The sequence below is a fragment of the Phaeobacter gallaeciensis DSM 26640 genome, assembly GCF_000511385.1.
Taxonomy (GTDB): domain Bacteria; phylum Pseudomonadota; class Alphaproteobacteria; order Rhodobacterales; family Rhodobacteraceae; genus Phaeobacter; species Phaeobacter gallaeciensis.
The window spans coordinates 1,523,013-1,539,154 of the sequence record NC_023137.1; the positions used below are offsets into that span (position 1 = coordinate 1,523,013).

Here is a 16,142-nt window from a genome sequence, read left to right on the forward strand (position 1 = left end):
AAGGGAAGCCAGAGTCGCAGGTGCCCTTCATACGGGTGCCGGGAAGTAGGTCTTCGTATCATAAATAAAAACGGGCACCGCTGTGGCGCCCGTTTTCTGTGTTTGGGTCGCAGGAAACCTGCGCCAGTTTTACGATTTGGCGAGGTTGCGCAGCACGTAGTGCAGCACGCCACCATGTTCGATATATTCAATCTCTGGCGCGGTATCGATACGGCACTTCAGGGTGATGGTCTTGGTCGTGCCATCGCCATAAGTGATGTCGCAGGAGACCTCTTCCTGAGGTTTGATGGTGTCCAGACCGTGGATCGAGACGGTTTCATCCCCGGTGAGCTTCAGCGATTTGCGGGTGTCGCCACTAGTGAACTCAAACGGGATCACACCCATGCCAACCAGGTTGGAGCGGTGGATGCGCTCAAAGCTCTCGGCGATGACAGCCTTGACGCCCAGCAGGGCCGTGCCCTTGGCCGCCCAGTCGCGAGAGGAGCCCGCGCCATACTGCTCACCACCAAAGACCACCAGCGGGGTGCCCTGTTCCTGATAGGCCATGGAGGCCTCATAGACAGAGGTCTGCTGACCATCGGGGCCCTTGGTATACCCACCTTCGACGCCATCCAGCATCTCGTTCTTGATACGGATATTGGCAAAAGTGCCGCGCATCATGATCTCGTGGTTCCCACGACGTGAGCCGTAGGAGTTGAACTCACGCGGCTGTACCTGACGGTCCAGAAGATACTGGCCAGCCGGGGTGGTAGTTGCAAAGGAACCCGCAGGGGAGATGTGGTCGGTGGTGACCATATCGCCAAGGATCAGCAGCGGTTTTGCATCCTTGATGTTTGAGATGGTGCCTGGCTCAGAGCCCATACCCTGGAAGTAGGGCGGGTTCTGGATGTAGGTGGAGGCTGCAGGCCAGTCATAGGTTTCCGCGTCGGTGGTCTCCACCGCCTGCCACTTCTCGTCACCTTTGAACACATCGGCATATTTCGACAGGAAGGCTTCGCGGGTCACGGTCGCTTCGACCAGATCAGCAATTTCCTTCTGGGTCGGCCAGATGTCTTTCAGATAGACGTCATTGCCGTCCTTGTCCTGTGCGATCGGATCTGTTGCCAGATCGATGTCCATGGTGCCCGCCAGCGCATAAGCGACAACCAGCGGCGGCGAGGCCAGGTAGTTGGCGCGCACATCGGGGCTGATGCGGCCTTCGAAGTTGCGGTTGCCGGACAGGACGGAGGTCGCGACCAGATCACCCTCGGCGATGGCGTCGGACAGCTCTTGCTGGATCGGGCCGGAGTTGCCGATACAGGTGGTGCAGCCATAGCCGACCAGGTTGAAGCCGACCTTGTCCAGATCTTCCTGAAGGTTTGCGGCCTCCAGATAGGCGGAAACCACCTGCGAGCCGGGCGCAAGCGAGGTTTTGACCCAGGGTTTGCGATCCAGGCCCAGTGCAGCGGCCTTGCGCGCCACGAGGCCTGCACCGATCATCACATAAGGGTTGGAGGTGTTGGTGCAGGAGGTGATCGAGGCGATCACGACCTTGCCGCTTTCCATGGTGTAGTCTTCGCCTTTGACGGCGACTTCCTTGCCCATGGGCCGCTTGAAGGTCTCTTCCATTTCCTTGCGGAACGCAGCCTTTGCGCCGGTCAGGGCAACATAGTCCTGCGGACGTTTCGGGCCGGAGATCGCAGGCACGATAGTGCCCATGTCGAGGCTCAGCGTGTCGGTGTAGATCGGAGCATAGTCCGCATCGCGCCAGAAGCCGTTTTCCTTCGCGTAGGCTTCGACCAGCGCGATACGGTCTTCGTCGCGGCCGGTGTTGCGCAGATAGCGGATGGTCTCATCATCGATCGGGAAGAAGCCACAGGTCGCACCATATTCGGGCGCCATATTAGCGATGGTGGCGCGGTCTGCCAGCGGCAATGTGTCCAGACCCTTGCCGTAGAATTCTACGAATTTGCCAACCACACCTTTGGCGCGGAGCATTTCCACAACCTTCAGCACGAGGTCGGTACCGGTGGTGCCTTCGACCATGGCGCCGGTCAGCTCAAAGCCGATAACCTCAGGGATCAGCATGGAGATCGGCTGACCCAGCATCGCGGCCTCGGCCTCAATACCGCCAACACCCCAGCCCAGAACGGCTGCGCCGTTGACCATTGTGGTGTGGCTGTCGGTGCCGACCAACGTGTCAGGATAGGCGACCATATCGCCGTTCTGATCTTCGTCCGACCAGATGGTCTGGGCCAGATATTCCAGGTTCACCTGGTGGCAGATACCGGTGCCCGGAGGCACAACGCGGAAGTTGTTGAACGCGCCCTGACCCCATTTCAGGAACTGGTAACGCTCCATGTTGCGCTCATACTCGCGGTCGACGTTCATCTGGAAGGCGCGCGGGTTGCCGAATTCATCGATCATGACGGAGTGGTCAATAACCAGATCAACCGGGTTCAGCGGGTTGATCTTCTGGGCGTCGCCACCGAGCGCCTTGATGCCGTCGCGCATGGCGGCAAGGTCCACAACGGCGGGAACGCCGGTGAAATCCTGCATCAGCACGCGGGCAGGGCGATAGGCGATTTCGCGAGGGTTCTTGCCGCCGTTGGCGCCCCATTCGGCAAAGGCCTTGATGTCGTCAGTGGAAACCGAGAAGCCGCCGTCCTCAAACCGCAGCATGTTTTCCAGCACCACTTTCAGGGCGGCGGGCAGTTTGGCAAAATCCCCAAGACCAGCCTCGGTGGCTGCGGGGATCGAGTAATATGAGATTGACTTGCCACCCGCGCTCAGCTTGCGGCGCGTCTTGGCATTGTCCTGTCCGACGGTGATAGGCATGTTTGGCCTCCCTCTGGGATGTGAATACAGGGAATTCGCTACCGGCTATCTGCAACAGGTCGGGCGTGCATTCAATAGCTGAAACGCCGCAGATGGCATTTTTGTATGCAATAGTACACAAAATTTGTGCGAACGTCGCATTTCGCCTCAAATTGCCCTGCGCACGACGGTCTCAAGAATGATTGATTGGTCATTTCAATCCGGCGCCGTTACATCGTTTGATCAGAGCAAAAAGGGTTCGTTGCATGAAATTTATCGCATCGCTTGTTATGGCCATGTGGATGACACTGCCGACCGGGGCCGCCGCCCAGAGCAGCGGACCGGCCACGGATCTGGTGGTGGTGGAGCTTTTCACCTCGCAGGGCTGCTCCTCCTGTCCGCCTGCCGATGCGTTGCTGCAGCAGCTGACGGCGCGGCCGGATGTACTGCCCCTGGCACTGCATGTGGACTATTGGGACTATATCGGCTGGAAAGATCAATTTGCCGACCCATCCCATACCCGCCGCCAGAAAGGCTACGCCCATGAGGGCGGCCGCCAGATGGTTTACACACCGCAGATGATCGTGAACGGTCAGGATGATGTGGTCGGGGCCAATGCGATGAAGCTGAGTGATGTGATCGCCGCACATAAGGCACGCTCAACCCCCGTTGCGATCACCATCGATGGCACCCAAAGCGGCACGGGCGGAATCGCCGTCGAGCTGCGCCGGGCAGATATCGCACCGGTGCTGTCCGGCCCGATTTCGGTACAGCTGGTGCGATATGCGCCGCTGAAAACGGTCGATATTTCTCGTGGTGAGCTGGCCGGTCGGCGACTGGATTATGCCAATGTGGTGGAGCAGCTGGACCGTGTCGCCGAATGGGACGGGCAGGGCACATTGCAGTTGACAGTGACGCTGACCGATACGCGTCCGGCGGCGCTGCTGGTGCAGCAGGCGCCCTATGGTGCCATCCTTGCGGCGGCGACGCTCAACTAAGCGGCATCCCGGGGTCAGTCAGGGCTGGACCTTGGACCTGTCGGCGAGGATTTCGGGATCGGCACATAGGGTTTCCAGCGGCGATGGACCCAGAACCATTGCCCCATGTGCTGGCGCACCAGATCCTCCAGCCGTTTGCAGACGGTGGTTGTCATGGTGACCGGATCAGACGGGACGATCTCCTCCTGCACGACAATCTCAAAATCGAGCCCGTTGGGCTGGCGAATGGCATAGACCGGGATCATCGCGGCCTTATATTTCAGCGCCAGCTCTGCTGGCACAATGGACGTCACGGCGGGTTCACCGAAGAAATCAATGTTGACCCCGCCATGGGCGTGCAGGTCCGCGACAATCGCAATGATGCCGCCCTGTTTCAGGTGACGGACCATCTCCATCATGCCGCGTTTGCCCTGTTCGAACATCGGTTTGCCGGTTTTCTCAATGGCCCGCACATAGTGGTCGTTGAAATAGGGGTTGGCCATCCGGCGATAGAGCGCCCCCATGGCAAAGCCACGTTTGATCAGATTGGCGCGGGCGGCGTCGTAATTGCCGAAATGGCCGGTGACCAGAATGACCGGTCGCCCCTCTGCGCGGGCACGGTCCAGCGCAGGCAGGCCGGGGCCGGAAATCGGTGCCGCCCGGGCGCGCTCCAGAAACGGCTGTCCGGCGTATAGTTCAGCGACGACACGGCCGATATTGTCGCTCACCTCATCACAGAGCCGGGCGACATCCGCCTCCGGCAACTCAGGGCAGGTGAGCGCAAGATTGTCACGGATCCGTTTGTGAAATCCTACCAAGGGGGCAGCCTTGCGCATCACCCAGCCCATTGCAGGAACACGCTTTTCATAGGGGATCAGCCCAAGCGCCCCGATAAGGCCACGCAGCGCCAGATTGCTGGTGTAGTAACTGGCACGACGGCCGAAGGACAGGGTGGAAGGATCAACGGGCATGTCCGGACGGCCTGCAATTGGAGAGACAAATTCAACGGCGACCATAAACGCCAGTGCGGAGGGGCACAAGCAAGCCCGACTCTGATCCGCAGTCGTTGGCTGTCCATCGTGCAACTGTCTCGCCGACAGCGCTCTGGGCTCTCTTGTGGCAAGAAATCAGAGAGGGATCCGTAGGCAGGGGATCGGCAAGGAGTTGGCTGGATCAACTATAGTTCGGACACACAGTCGCGGATCCGCCGCCGCGTCCCGCATCGCCCTGCATCTTGTCCCATCGAGGATCAGGTGCTGGCAGGGCGCTTCGCAGCTGAGGTGTGAGGCAAGGAACACCGGGCGAGATCCCTGTGATCTCGCGGTGGCCATAGTTAAAGGCCTAGTCTTCTTCGTCTTCCTCGGCGGAGCGAAGCTCAACCTCACCGGAGTTCACCAGCTCCCGCAGGGCGTTGACGATGGTGCTCATGGCGCCTTCTCCGACGCTGCGTTTGACCTTGCCGCGCTCGCTCACCTCTTCACGGATGTTGTTGGCCATGCGGCTGGACATATTGGCCAGCATGAATTCACTGGTTTCAACATCTTCCTCGTCGGTGGCAAAGGCGATGGCGGTGACCAGATCCTGCTGCGCCAGAACACGGGCGATTTTTGGCACATCCACCGGGCTTACCCGCTGGGCGATCAGCGCATAGGTGAAGATCGACTTGCGCACGTCGCCAGCAAATTCTTCATCTTCCTCATCAAGGGCGGTCAGCACCTCGTCGCGTTTGCCAGCTGCGGCCTGTGTCAGGATCGCGCCCATGCGCTGGCCCGGGGTTTCGTCAAAGGCGACCTCAGGCCGCGCTTCGATCTGCGCGGCGAGGGATAGGCCGATGCGGTCGACGGTATCCGGTGTCACGGCGGCGGTCTGGCTGACGGCATAGGTGATGCGGCGCGCGACCGGGCCGGGCAGGTGGATCAGCATCTGCGCTGCCTTGGTGGTGTCCAGCTTCGACAGGAGAACGGCGGCGACCTCGGTACTTTCGGCCTCAGCCAGTTCGGCGAGATCCTCTGGCGGCAGGGCACGCAGACGCTCCCAGGGGTCGCCAAACTGGCGCACGCCCGCCTCCTTGCGCAAGCGGCTGGCGGTCTGGCGGCTGATCTTGCCCTCCATCGCGGAGAGCGCACCGGCCAGCCCGTTGGGAAAGGACAATCCGACATTGTCCAGCATTTCAGCAAATTCACCGGCCACCTCATGCAGGGTGTCGCGGTCGATCAGCCCCATGCGGCCCATCTGCTGTGTCAGTTCGATTTGAAGATCATCGGGCAGGGATTCTAGCGGGATATCCGCGCCCTCATTCAGCAGAAGGCGGACCACGATCGCTGCTTTTGCTTTGCCGCTAAGCTTGGATTTGGCGGGCATGCCACCACCCATTGCGGGCATATCCAGCGCGCCGCCACCGCTCATGCCGCCCATTCCCATATCGCCGCCGAGGTCCCCGCCGAAATCCATTCCGCCAAGCGGAGCAGGGGCGGAAAAATCACCCAAATCATCTGAGGAGGCCGCCATGGGAAGCGCCAAAGCATTTTCATTCTGCATTTATGAGCCCTAGCCAAAAAGATTCTCTTTCTGTTGTCTCCAATCTAGGGGCAAAGCAGTAAATAAATGCTGAAAATCAGTAGCTTTGCGTCTGTCCGGACAAAAGAGCGTCCCGCAAGGAAACTTCGGCCCAACTGCCGCTGCCGCCGGTGGCGCGGATGATTTTCCACTGCTCCAGTGCAAGCCCGTATTTTCCTTCGGTTACAAACCCTTGACCCATGTAGGAGCGCGCAAGGTGGTTCTGCGGATCCCGCGCGATGGCTTGAGTGTAATAGGACATCGCCTGATCAGAATAGCCCTGCTTACGATAGGTGAAGCCCCAATAGGTCAGCACTCGGCTATCCGTTTGGTCAGGCATCGCCGCAAGCACGGCCTGGGCGTCGCTGTAGCGCCCGGCATAGGCGAGCTCGCGCACCGCGTCATACATCTCATCCGGGTCCAGGGAGGATTTTTCGGGCGCAACGCAGCGCTGTTTCTGATCGTCCCAGACCTTCGCGCCCTTGCAGGACTTGGTCGTGTTGGTTGGTTTCGGCGCGGCGCTGTCATCGCTTCCGGCGGCAAATGCGCCGCTGGCAAATGCCGCAGCGAGCACCAGCGCGGTCAGGGTCGCGCAGCTGGCGCGCATCGCAGATGCAGGCAGAGAGCGGGCATTAGGGGCATTATGTGTCAGCATGGCAGGCATCAGTTTGTCCTTTTGTCGCGCGCGCCGCAGGTCTGCGGCCTGTTGGATCGATTCACCTTAGACGGTAGATCGCTGCTGCGCGATAACAAGACGGTGAGACGTGATCCCAGCGCTGTGTGACCAAAGGAAAAAGGGCCGCTCTGTCTGTGACAGAACGGCCCCGGATCTGTAGTGAAGATCGCCGACGGCTTAGGCGCCAAACACCCGCTTGAAAATCGTGTCGACGTGTTTGGTGTGATAGCCCATGTCGAATTTCTCGTTGATCGCCTCTTCGCCAAGGGCGGCAACCACATCAGCATCCGCCAGCAGCAATTCGCGGAAATCAACGCGGTCTTCCCAGACTTTCAGGGCGTTGCGCTGCACCATGGCATAGGCATCTTCGCGGCTGACACCGGCCTGCGTCAGGGCCAGCAGCACCCGTTGTGACATCACCAGACCCGGGAATTTATTCATGTTGTCCAGCATGTTTTCCGGGAAAACCAGCATCTTGTCGATGACGCCAGCCAGACGGTTCAGCGCAAAATCCAAGGTCACGGTGGCGTCGGGGCCGATGCCGCGCTCAACGGAGGAGTGCGAGATATCGCGCTCATGCCAGAGAGCGACATTTTCCATTGCCGGGATCACCGCCATGCGCACCAGACGTGCAAGACCGGTGAGGTTTTCCGTTAGAACCGGGTTCTTTTTATGCGGCATCGCGGAGGAGCCTTTCTGCCCCATGGAGAAGAATTCCGCCCCCTCCAACACCTCGGTGCGCTGCATGTGGCGGATTTCCACCGCGATGTTCTCGATCGAGGAAGCGATCACCCCCAGCGTGGCGAAGAACATTGCGTGACGGTCACGTGGGATCACTTGGGTCGAGATCGGCTCGGGGCTCAGGCCGAGCTGCGCACAGACGTGTTCCTCTACGCGGGGGTCGATATTGGCAAAGGTGCCAACCGCGCCGGAAATCGCGCCAGTGGCGACTTCGCTGCGTGCGTTCTGCAGGCGCTGTTTGTTGCGGTCCATCTCGGCGTAGAAACGGGCAAAGGTGAGACCCATGGTGGTGGGCTCTGCATGGATGCCGTGAGAGCGGCCAACACGCACGGTGTCTTTATGCTCCAGCGCGCGTTTTTTCAGCGCGGCCAGTACCTTGTCCATACCACCCAGCAGGATATCGGCAGCGCGCACCAGCTGCACATTGAGGCAGGTGTCCAGCACGTCAGAGGATGTCATCCCCTGATGCACGAAACGCGCTTCTTCAGAACCTACATGCTCAGCGAGATGGGTCAGAAAGGCGATGACGTCATGTTTGGTGACGGCTTCGATTTCGTCGATGCGGGCAACGTCGAATTCGACATCCTTGGCTTTCCACACCGCGTCGGCGTTTTCGCGCGGGATCACACCCAGATTGGCCATGGCTTCGCAGGCGTGTGCCTCGATCTCGTACCAGATCTTGAATTTGGTTTCCGGCGACCAGATGGCAACCATTTCAGGACGGGAATAGCGGGGGATCATGGGCAGCAGCACCTTTTCATAGCAGGGCAGAAGGGAAGCGGATGATGCCGCGGGTCTTAGAGCAGCATGCCCTACAGGGCAAGGGCAGGGCGGTGCGCCGCGACAGAAAGCCCGCAAAAACAGGTTTCTTCTGGCCTGAAAGCTCGCGTGAAAGTCTGGGAACCATTCAAGAATGGGAGAGAATGGCCCCGGTCTGCACAAAATCAGCAGTACCAAAGAGCTGTTTGCGCGCCCTTTGGCGGGGTGTCAGTGCTCCAGGTGCTTCATGGCCCCTTCGGATCAGAAGGGCAGATGCGCCGGATCCACCTCCGCCTCCGGTTCTGCGCTATCCAGACGGGTGGTAACCTTGGCCCCGTGTTCCAGCGTGCGGTGGACCGGGCAGCGGTCGGCGATCTCCAGCAGTCTGGCGCGCTGCTCCGCATCCAGATCACCGGTCAGATAGATGACGCGGGTGAACTGGTCGATCTGCGCCGGACCTGAAGGCAGCGCGTCCTGCGCATGAACTTTGTCATGGCAGACATCAACGCTGACCCCTTCCAGGCGCCAGCCCTTGCGGCGGGCATACATGCGGATCGTCATGGAGGTGCAGGCGCCAAGCCCGGCAGAGATAAACCCATAAGGCGTCATGCCGCGATTGCTGCCGCCATAGGCCAGCGGCTCATCCGCATAGGTGTGATGGCGCGGGCCAGATTGGATATCCTGTAAGAACCCATTGGGATCCGCCTCAGTGACGCGCAAAACGCCCTCAGGCGCGCCGGGGGGCGGTGCGGGGGGCGACAGATCGATGTAGCGCCCGGCCCAGGCAGCGATGACATCAGCGGCATATTCCGCATCGCGAGGCCGCGAGATCAGATGGTCGGCATCATCCAGGGTGATGAAGCTCTTGGGGTGTTTTGCGGCGACAAAGATATCGGCGGCATTGTCGATACTGACAGTGGCATCCAGCGGCGCGTGCATCACCAGAAGCGCGGCATCCAGATCGGCAAGGGCGCTGGTCAGCGCTTCGCTGCGGATATCATCGACAAATTGCTTGCGGATGAGGAACGGGCGGTCGGCCAGACAGACCTCAGCGGCGCCTTCGGTCTCAATCTGATCCAGCGCCGCACCGAACTGATGCGCCACATGGGACGGGTCAGAGGGCGCGCCCAGCGTAACCACCCCGCGCACCGATGGCAGCCCGGCCCGCGCCCGCAACACTGCCGCGCCGCCAAGCGAATGCCCGATCAGCAACGATGGCGCCAGCCCACGCCCGGCCAGGTACTGTCCTGCCGCCACCAGATCGGCGACATTGGAGCTGAAGTTGGTGTTGGAGAACTCACCATCGGAATGGCCAAGACCGGTGAAATCAAACCGCAATACGGCAATGCCCATCGCGGCGAGACGGGCCGAGATCCGACGCGCTGCAGGGATATCTTTGGAACAGGTAAAACAATGGGCAAAGAGTGCTGAGGACAGGATCGGCCCTTCGGGCAGGTCCAGCCGCGCAGCCAACTGGTCACCGGAGTGGCCGGAAAAAGAAATGCGTTCGGTGGGCATATCGCTCGCCTTTATTTGGGGGTCACTCTAAGGTGCGGCGACTGGCGCGCGGGTACAAGGCATCCGCCGCCCACGTCACGGGAAGGTGAGGGATATTGACAACAGACCACTTGACCGACACCTGCGCAGGTATCGGAAAATTCGCGCCGCAGGATGCGCGTGATCGCGCGATGTGGCAGCGGCTGACCGCGTTTTGTGCGCGTGAGCCAAAGGCGTTTGACCGCGATCCGGCAACCGGGCATGTGACCGGATCAGCCTTTGTGATGTCACCGGATATGACGGCTGTGCTTCTGACCCATCATGCCAAACTGGACCGCTGGCTCCAGCTCGGGGGGCATTGCGATGGCGTTGCGGATGCGCGTTTTACCGCCCAGAAAGAAGCCTATGAAGAAAGCGGTCTGGCCCGGATCAGCCTGCTGTCTGATCATGTGTTCGATATTGATATCCACGAGATTCCTGCCAGCAACCGCGAGGCGGCGCATCTGCACTATGATGTGCGCTACCTGTTTCGCGCCGAGGCGGGGGATATCCGCGCCAGCGCGGAGTCAAAGGCACTGGCCTGGGTGCCGCTGGCAGAGCTGGCGCAGTATAGTCAGGCAGAGAGTGTGCTGATCCTACGGGATAAGCTGGCCCGGTTGCAAAGCGGAGGCGCGTGACCGCGCCACAGGGACAGCGGCCGTTCCCCATAAGGGGCACGACCGCCGTTTCCCACCGTTCATTGTGACGGGGCATCACAGCTTTCCCATCAGTGCGGGATCAAAGGGGTAGGTGGTGAGATTCTCATATCCGTCCTCTGTGATCAGCACCTGATCCTCCAGCTTGATCGAGAAATCGCCGCCTTCGGGGCTGACCAGCGCCTCAACACAGAGGACCATGCCCGGCTCGAGATCATAGTTGAAAGCGCCCTCGACCATGGCATCCGGGTAGGCCACCAGCGGCCATTCATCGCAAAGCCCGACGCCATGCATCATGCAGCCGTATTTCTGTTTCTGAAACTGGGCATCCAGCGGATGGCAGTTGCGCGACAGCTCTTGCAGGTTCACGCCGGGTTTCAGCATGTCCATATTGCTCTGGATATGCTCGACCCCGTGCTGCATGGCATAGACCATATCTGCGGGCGGGGGGCGGTCACCGATCCACCAGCTGCGGGAAATATCGATGCAGATCCCGTAGGAGCCGACCAGATCGGTGTCAAAACTGACGATTTCATTGTTCTGGATGATCCGCCCGCCACATTCCTGAAACCACGGGTTGGTGCGCGGGCCTGAGGTCAGCAGTCGGGTTTCGATCCACTCACCACCGCGCCGGATGTTTTCGGCGTGCAGCACGGCCCAGACGTCATCCTCGCTGATCTGGCCACCGGGAATGGCGCTGCGGGCATAGCGCTCCATCTCGGCGACGGCGGTCTCACAGGCGTGATTGGCGCAGCGCATGGCGAGGATCTCATCCGGGCCTTTCACCGCGCGGCATTTCTCGGTCAGCTCTTCGCCGGGGAAGACCTCAAGCCCCTGCGCCTCAAGCGCGCGCAGCCCGTGCAGCATGATCTTGTCCACCGCAAGACGCGTGTTGCCGCCGCTATGCTCCGCCAGCAATGTGCGCACCTCATTGGCGAAGGCATCCGCCGCCACATCCACCTTGTCGCCGCGATCAAAGTAAAACAGATCGGCCCCGGCCCGCTGTTCGCGCACCAGCGGGTTGAATTCACTCAGAAACGGTGCCTGTTTGTAATCCCACATCACCATATAACCGTCGGCGCAGATCAGCAGTGCGCGAAATGGATTATGGGTGTTCCACAGCTGCATATTGGTGGAATCCGTCGCGTAGCGGATATTCATCGGATCAAACACCAACAGTCCGGCATAATCGCGATCATTGATGAACCGGGTGAGCCGCTCCCAGCGATAGCGCCGCATGGCCTGAAGATCGGGCAGTTGAAGACCCGCAGCCGCCCATTCGCCAAAGGCCAGCCGGGTCGGCCCAATTTCGACCCGGTCCTGATCATTGGGGGTATTGTCGCCAAGAGTGGCACCGCGCGTGGGGTCGATCTTGCGGGTGTCGCGGTAATGCTCGTTCATCTCTGGCTCCGTAGTCGACATCGTCTTGAATTGGATGCTGTACATCTCTGTCCAATGTGATCCGTGCCGCGCGGATGAGTCGCTACCAAATGCGACCGCGCAAACGGTCGTTTTCAGACAGATGTGTTCGGGGCAGCGTGTCTCACGTCGCGGGTGGCGCTACGCCTCTAGCTTGCTACAAAGTGTCATGACTAAGATTCTGCAAACCCGCCTGCCGTATAATCCGCTGGAAGAGCGCAAGCTGCCCGGTATCCAACCATTGTCGCCGGAGGACTGGTTGCATTTTGATGATGCTTACGCCGGGCAGATGGCGGAACGAGAGCGGCTGTTGCAGCAATGCCGTACGCAGGTCCTGTATTGCGCGCCCGAGGCCATGCCAGCGGCCTCTGAGCTTTTGGAGGCGGTTTTGGCGCAGCTCTACCCGGATACTGCCCGGACCCATGTGACCCGCCCGGATGGGGTCAAGGTGGCATTAGATTGGCAGGATCCGCTGGGTACGCTTGGCCGGATTACCCAGCAGGATTTCTGCATCCTGGAAAAACCGGAGGGCGCGCCGGAACATGTGTTGACTGGCGCAGTTCTGTGCTTTCCCGCAAATTGGACGCTGGCGGAGAAAGCAGGGCGGCCACTGATTGCCATTCACGAGCCGGTCGATAGCTATGATGCTGGCATTGCTGCGCGGGTGCAGCGGCTGTTTGACGGGGTGCAGGTGGGGCGGCCGATGTGGCGGTTCAATGCGTTGTGGTACGCCGATGCGACGCTGCATCAGCCGCGCCGTGTCAGTGGCGATCGCCCGCGTCCCGGCGCAGAAACTGCGGGGTATATGCGCAGTGAGCGGCAAACCATCCTGCGCCTACCACGTAGTCGCGCCGTTGTTTTCAGCATCCACACCAGCGTCGTGACCCGTGTGGATGTGATGGCCCAGTGGGGGTCATCGTCGGCCTAACCGCAATTGTCTGCCCGGCGTGAGACCAGGAGATGGTCTAGAAGGCGATGGCAGCCGAGCTTTGCAGTGCAAGAAGGGCCGTCGCGCCGCAGACAATGTGAAGATGGCCACGCAGCTGCGGGCTGCGCAGGAGATGGACGGTGGTTGCGATTATCCGCTGCGGCATAGCTGCCAGAACACCGCCCAGCCGAGCAACCGCGGCTTCACCGCCGCGCGGATGTGCCATAACAGCTTTGGCGCGCGCCCGAGCTCGATTGCACGCCTCGACAGCATGACGCCCGGTGGCTCGGGTGTCTGGGGACTGCAACATTGCGGCGTAATGTTCTTCCAGCTGCGCAACCGTTACCTCCACCGGCTCAAAACAGGCACGTCCCCGTAGGCGCCCGTTTTCAACGGGTTTGGGACCGTCAGAGGGCAGTGGCACGGGCGGCGGAGTATCAAGGGCGGCGTCAATCGGTGTTGCAACAGGGGCGTCCGCTTCGGGTGTTGTTTGCGGGCTGAGCGGGGCGTTCGACTTGGCAGCTTTGCTGTCGGCGATATCTGCGGCGATTTCGGTCACAGGAGAGATGTCCAGCGTGGCGTGGTCTCCAACAGCCTCTGCGTGGGGTTCCACCTGCGTTTCCGCGTCTTCAAATACCCCAAGGAAAGCGTCCCGTGTCAGGGTGAAGGGCACATGCAGCCAGTCCACTGTCGCCACATCCAGATCCTCGGCCAGGCGGCGCAGGATCATCGCCAGCAACATCTCGCTCAGTTCAGTATCGCAGTGGTCCGGGTGATTTGGGGTCAGTGTCACGCCAAGCGAACTGCGCAGCGGTGTCTCGGTGCTGTCAGTGCCGACGGCACTGGCCTGCGTCGGTTTGATCGGATGGCGGCGGTAGCGCAGTTCAACCCGGTAGTGATCACAATCAAGGCGGATCAGATTGGGGTTTCGCGATTGGAACTGGCGCACGCTGTGGCCGTATTCTTCCAATGTATCGACCACAGCAGTCGAGCCGCTGGACAGCGCATCTGGGTCCCGGATTTCAAAACCCAGCTTGCCTTTATACTGATCTACCTGTGTCACCGTCAGGGTCCTCCGCTCAGGTGCTTCAGCAATTAAGTTAAAATTTGAAATGGCAGAAAGTGAGGCGGTGACAGCTGAGAGGTAAAAAAATCCTTTCCAATTTGAGGGTAGTGTTGCGATTTCTTTAACTATTTGAAAATTAATATCAAAATAATCATCTACCCTGTGCGCCTCTTTGAACTTGGGCAAGAACTGGGCAGCTGACGGCCATATTGATGCCGTAGCCCTTACAAATCAGGCGTGAGGCCAACAGTGTTTCCGATTGAGTGACGCTAGGTCAATTTTGAGCGCTTGCGCGGAACGATCGGGCTGCGCCGGGGGAGGGGTGGCAGTGTTGAAAATATGAAATCCCGAGCGCGCGACAGCCTGGTCGGCAGCCAATGCGTCAACCGGGGGCAGTGTTACAGGCGGAGGGGGCGCATCAGTCAGACAAAGTTTGGCCGCGAGCCGGGGCTGGGGGGCTGCAAACGGCGGGGGCTTTGCATACGAAAAAGGCGCCCCCAACAGATGGGAGCGCCCAGTAAATCTGCGTGATCGGGGATCAGCAGCTGTAGTACATGCCGTATTCCACCGGATGCGGCGTGTGTTCGTAGGTTTCCACCTCTTCCATCTTGAGGGCGATATAGCCTTCGATCTGGTCTTTCGTGAACACGTCACCCTGCAGCAGGAAGTCGTGATCGCCAGCCAGCGATTCCAGCGCTTCGCGCAGGGAGCCGCAGACGGTGGGGATGTCGGCCAGCTCTTCTGCGGGCAGATCATAGAGGTTTTTATCCATGGCTTCGCCCGGATCGATCTTGTTCTTGATGCCGTCCAGACCGGCCATCAACAGCGCAGCGAAGCACAGGTAGGGGTTGGCCGCCGGATCGGGGAAACGGGCCTCGACGCGCTTGGCTTTCGGGCTTTCGGTCCATGGGATCCGCACGCAGCCGGAGCGGTTGCGGGCGGAGTAGGCGCGCAGAACCGGCGCTTCAAAGCCAGGGATCAGGCGCTTGTAGGAGTTGGTGGACGGGTTGGTGAAGGCGTTCAGCGTCTTGGCGTGCTTCAGGATCCCGCCGATGAAATACAGCGCCTCATTGGAGAGGTCAGCATATTTATCACCTGCAAAGAGCGGCTTGCCGTCTTTCCAGATCGACATGTTGACGTGCATGCCGGTGCCGTTGTCACCATAGATCGGTTTCGGCATGAAGGTCGCCGATTTGCCATAGGCGTGGGCCACGTTGTGGATCACATATTTGTACTTCTGAAGCTCATCGGCCTGTTTGGTCAGGCTGTCAAAGATCAGACCCAGCTCGTGCTGGCAGGAGGCCACCTCGTGGTGGTGCTTGTCTACCTTCATGCCCAGGCGCTTCATGGTCGAGAGCATCTCGGAGCGCAGATCCTGAGCCTCGTCAATGGGGTTCACCGGGAAGTAACCGCCCTTGATGCCGGGACGGTGGCCCATGTTGCCCATTTCATATTCGGTATCGGTGTTCCAGGAGGCGTCGGTGGCGTCGACCTCAAAGGACACTTTGTTGATGGTGTTGGAGAACCGCACATCGTCAAACAGGAAGAATTCCGCTTCGGGACCCATATAGGCCACATCACCGATGCCGGAGGATTTCAGATAGGCCTCGGCCTTTTGCGCGGTGCCGCGCGGGTCACGTGGGTAGGCTTCGCCGGTGTCGGGCTCAACCACGGAGCAGTGGATGCAGAGGGTTTTTTCGGCGTAAAACGGATCGACATAGGCGGAGCTGGTGTCGAGGATCAGTTTCATGTCGGAGTTTTCGATCGACTTCCAGCCAGCGATGGAGGAGCCGTCGAACATGAAGCCTTCTTCGATGAAGTCTTCGTCCACCAGGTCGACATCAACGGTCACGTGCTGGAGCTTGCCCCGCACATCGGTAAAACGGATGTCGACATAGGCGATGTCTTCGTCCTTGATCATCTTCAGAACTGCGTCTGCGCTCATTTCAAATGGTCCTTCTGATCTTGTCATCTTGAGTGTATCTGGGCTGCCGCACCCATCAGCGACGGTGGGCACCCCTGTGTTCTGGTG

12 protein-coding genes are annotated in these 16,142 nt (G+C 60.0%); 3 read left to right on the forward strand and 9 right to left on the reverse strand.

What is annotated here, in order from left to right; translation table 11 throughout:
* Positions 1 to 129: 129 nt before the first annotated feature.
* Positions 130 to 2,817, reverse strand: a complete 2,688-nt coding sequence (acnA, locus tag GAL_RS07355) for an aconitate hydratase AcnA (protein ID WP_024096957.1) — start codon at positions 2,815 to 2,817, stop codon at positions 130 to 132.
* Positions 2,818 to 3,062: 245 nt separating this feature from the next.
* On the opposite strand from acnA, the gene GAL_RS07360 reads away from it, so the two are divergent.
* Positions 3,063 to 3,794, forward strand: coding sequence for a DUF1223 domain-containing protein (locus tag GAL_RS07360; protein WP_024096958.1), 732 nt, complete (start codon positions 3,063 to 3,065; stop codon positions 3,792 to 3,794).
* Positions 3,795 to 3,808: 14 nt separating this feature from the next.
* Here the strand turns inward: GAL_RS07360 and GAL_RS07365 are convergent, their stop codons facing one another.
* From GAL_RS07365 to GAL_RS07385, 5 genes are all read right to left on the reverse strand, one after another.
* Complete coding sequence (locus GAL_RS07365; protein WP_024096959.1) at positions 3,809 to 4,744, reverse strand: lysophospholipid acyltransferase family protein; 936 nt, start codon at positions 4,742 to 4,744, stop codon at positions 3,809 to 3,811.
* 370 nt (positions 4,745 to 5,114) lie between these two features.
* Positions 5,115 to 6,311, reverse strand: coding sequence for a flagellar motor switch protein FliG (locus GAL_RS07370; protein ID WP_024096960.1), 1,197 nt, complete (start codon positions 6,309 to 6,311; stop codon positions 5,115 to 5,117).
* Between the two features lie 76 nt (positions 6,312 to 6,387).
* A complete protein-coding gene (locus tag GAL_RS07375; protein ID WP_024096961.1) occupies positions 6,388 to 6,993 on the reverse strand; it encodes a tetratricopeptide repeat protein in 606 nt (201 codons plus the stop codon).
* A 189-nt stretch (positions 6,994 to 7,182) separates the two neighbouring features.
* Positions 7,183 to 8,487 carry an adenylosuccinate lyase gene (gene purB, locus GAL_RS07380; RefSeq protein ID WP_024096962.1) on the reverse strand — a complete coding sequence of 435 codons (1,305 nt, stop codon included), beginning with the start codon at positions 8,485 to 8,487 and terminating at the stop codon, positions 7,183 to 7,185.
* A gap of 279 nt (positions 8,488 to 8,766) precedes the next feature.
* Entirely contained in the window at positions 8,767 to 10,023 is a 1,257-nt protein-coding gene (locus tag GAL_RS07385; protein WP_024096963.1) for a bifunctional alpha/beta hydrolase/OsmC family protein, read from the reverse strand.
* Between the two features lie 95 nt (positions 10,024 to 10,118).
* Between GAL_RS07385 and GAL_RS07390 the strand changes: the two genes are divergently transcribed.
* Entirely contained in the window at positions 10,119 to 10,679 is a 561-nt protein-coding gene (locus tag GAL_RS07390) for an NUDIX hydrolase (RefSeq protein ID WP_024096964.1), read from the forward strand.
* A gap of 75 nt (positions 10,680 to 10,754) precedes the next feature.
* On the opposite strand, the gene dddP is transcribed toward GAL_RS07390, so the two are convergent.
* Entirely contained in the window at positions 10,755 to 12,098 is a 1,344-nt protein-coding gene (dddP, locus tag GAL_RS07395) for a dimethylsulfonioproprionate lyase DddP (RefSeq protein ID WP_024096965.1), read from the reverse strand.
* Between the two features lie 187 nt (positions 12,099 to 12,285).
* Here dddP and GAL_RS07400 point away from each other — a divergent pair, with 187 nt between their 5' ends.
* Positions 12,286 to 13,044 (forward strand): heme-dependent oxidative N-demethylase family protein, encoded by a 759-nt coding sequence (locus GAL_RS07400; protein WP_024096966.1) that lies wholly within the window; start codon positions 12,286 to 12,288, stop codon positions 13,042 to 13,044.
* 37 nt (positions 13,045 to 13,081) lie between these two features.
* Here GAL_RS07400 and GAL_RS07405 read toward each other — a convergent pair whose 3' ends face one another.
* A complete protein-coding gene (locus GAL_RS07405; protein ID WP_024096967.1) occupies positions 13,082 to 14,107 on the reverse strand; it encodes a hypothetical protein in 1,026 nt (341 codons plus the stop codon).
* 541 nt (positions 14,108 to 14,648) lie between these two features.
* Positions 14,649 to 16,055: a type I glutamate--ammonia ligase gene (glnA, locus tag GAL_RS07410; protein WP_024096968.1), complete on the reverse strand. Its 1,407-nt coding sequence runs from the start codon at positions 16,053 to 16,055 to the stop codon at positions 14,649 to 14,651.
* Between the last annotated feature and the right edge of the window lie 87 nt (positions 16,056 to 16,142).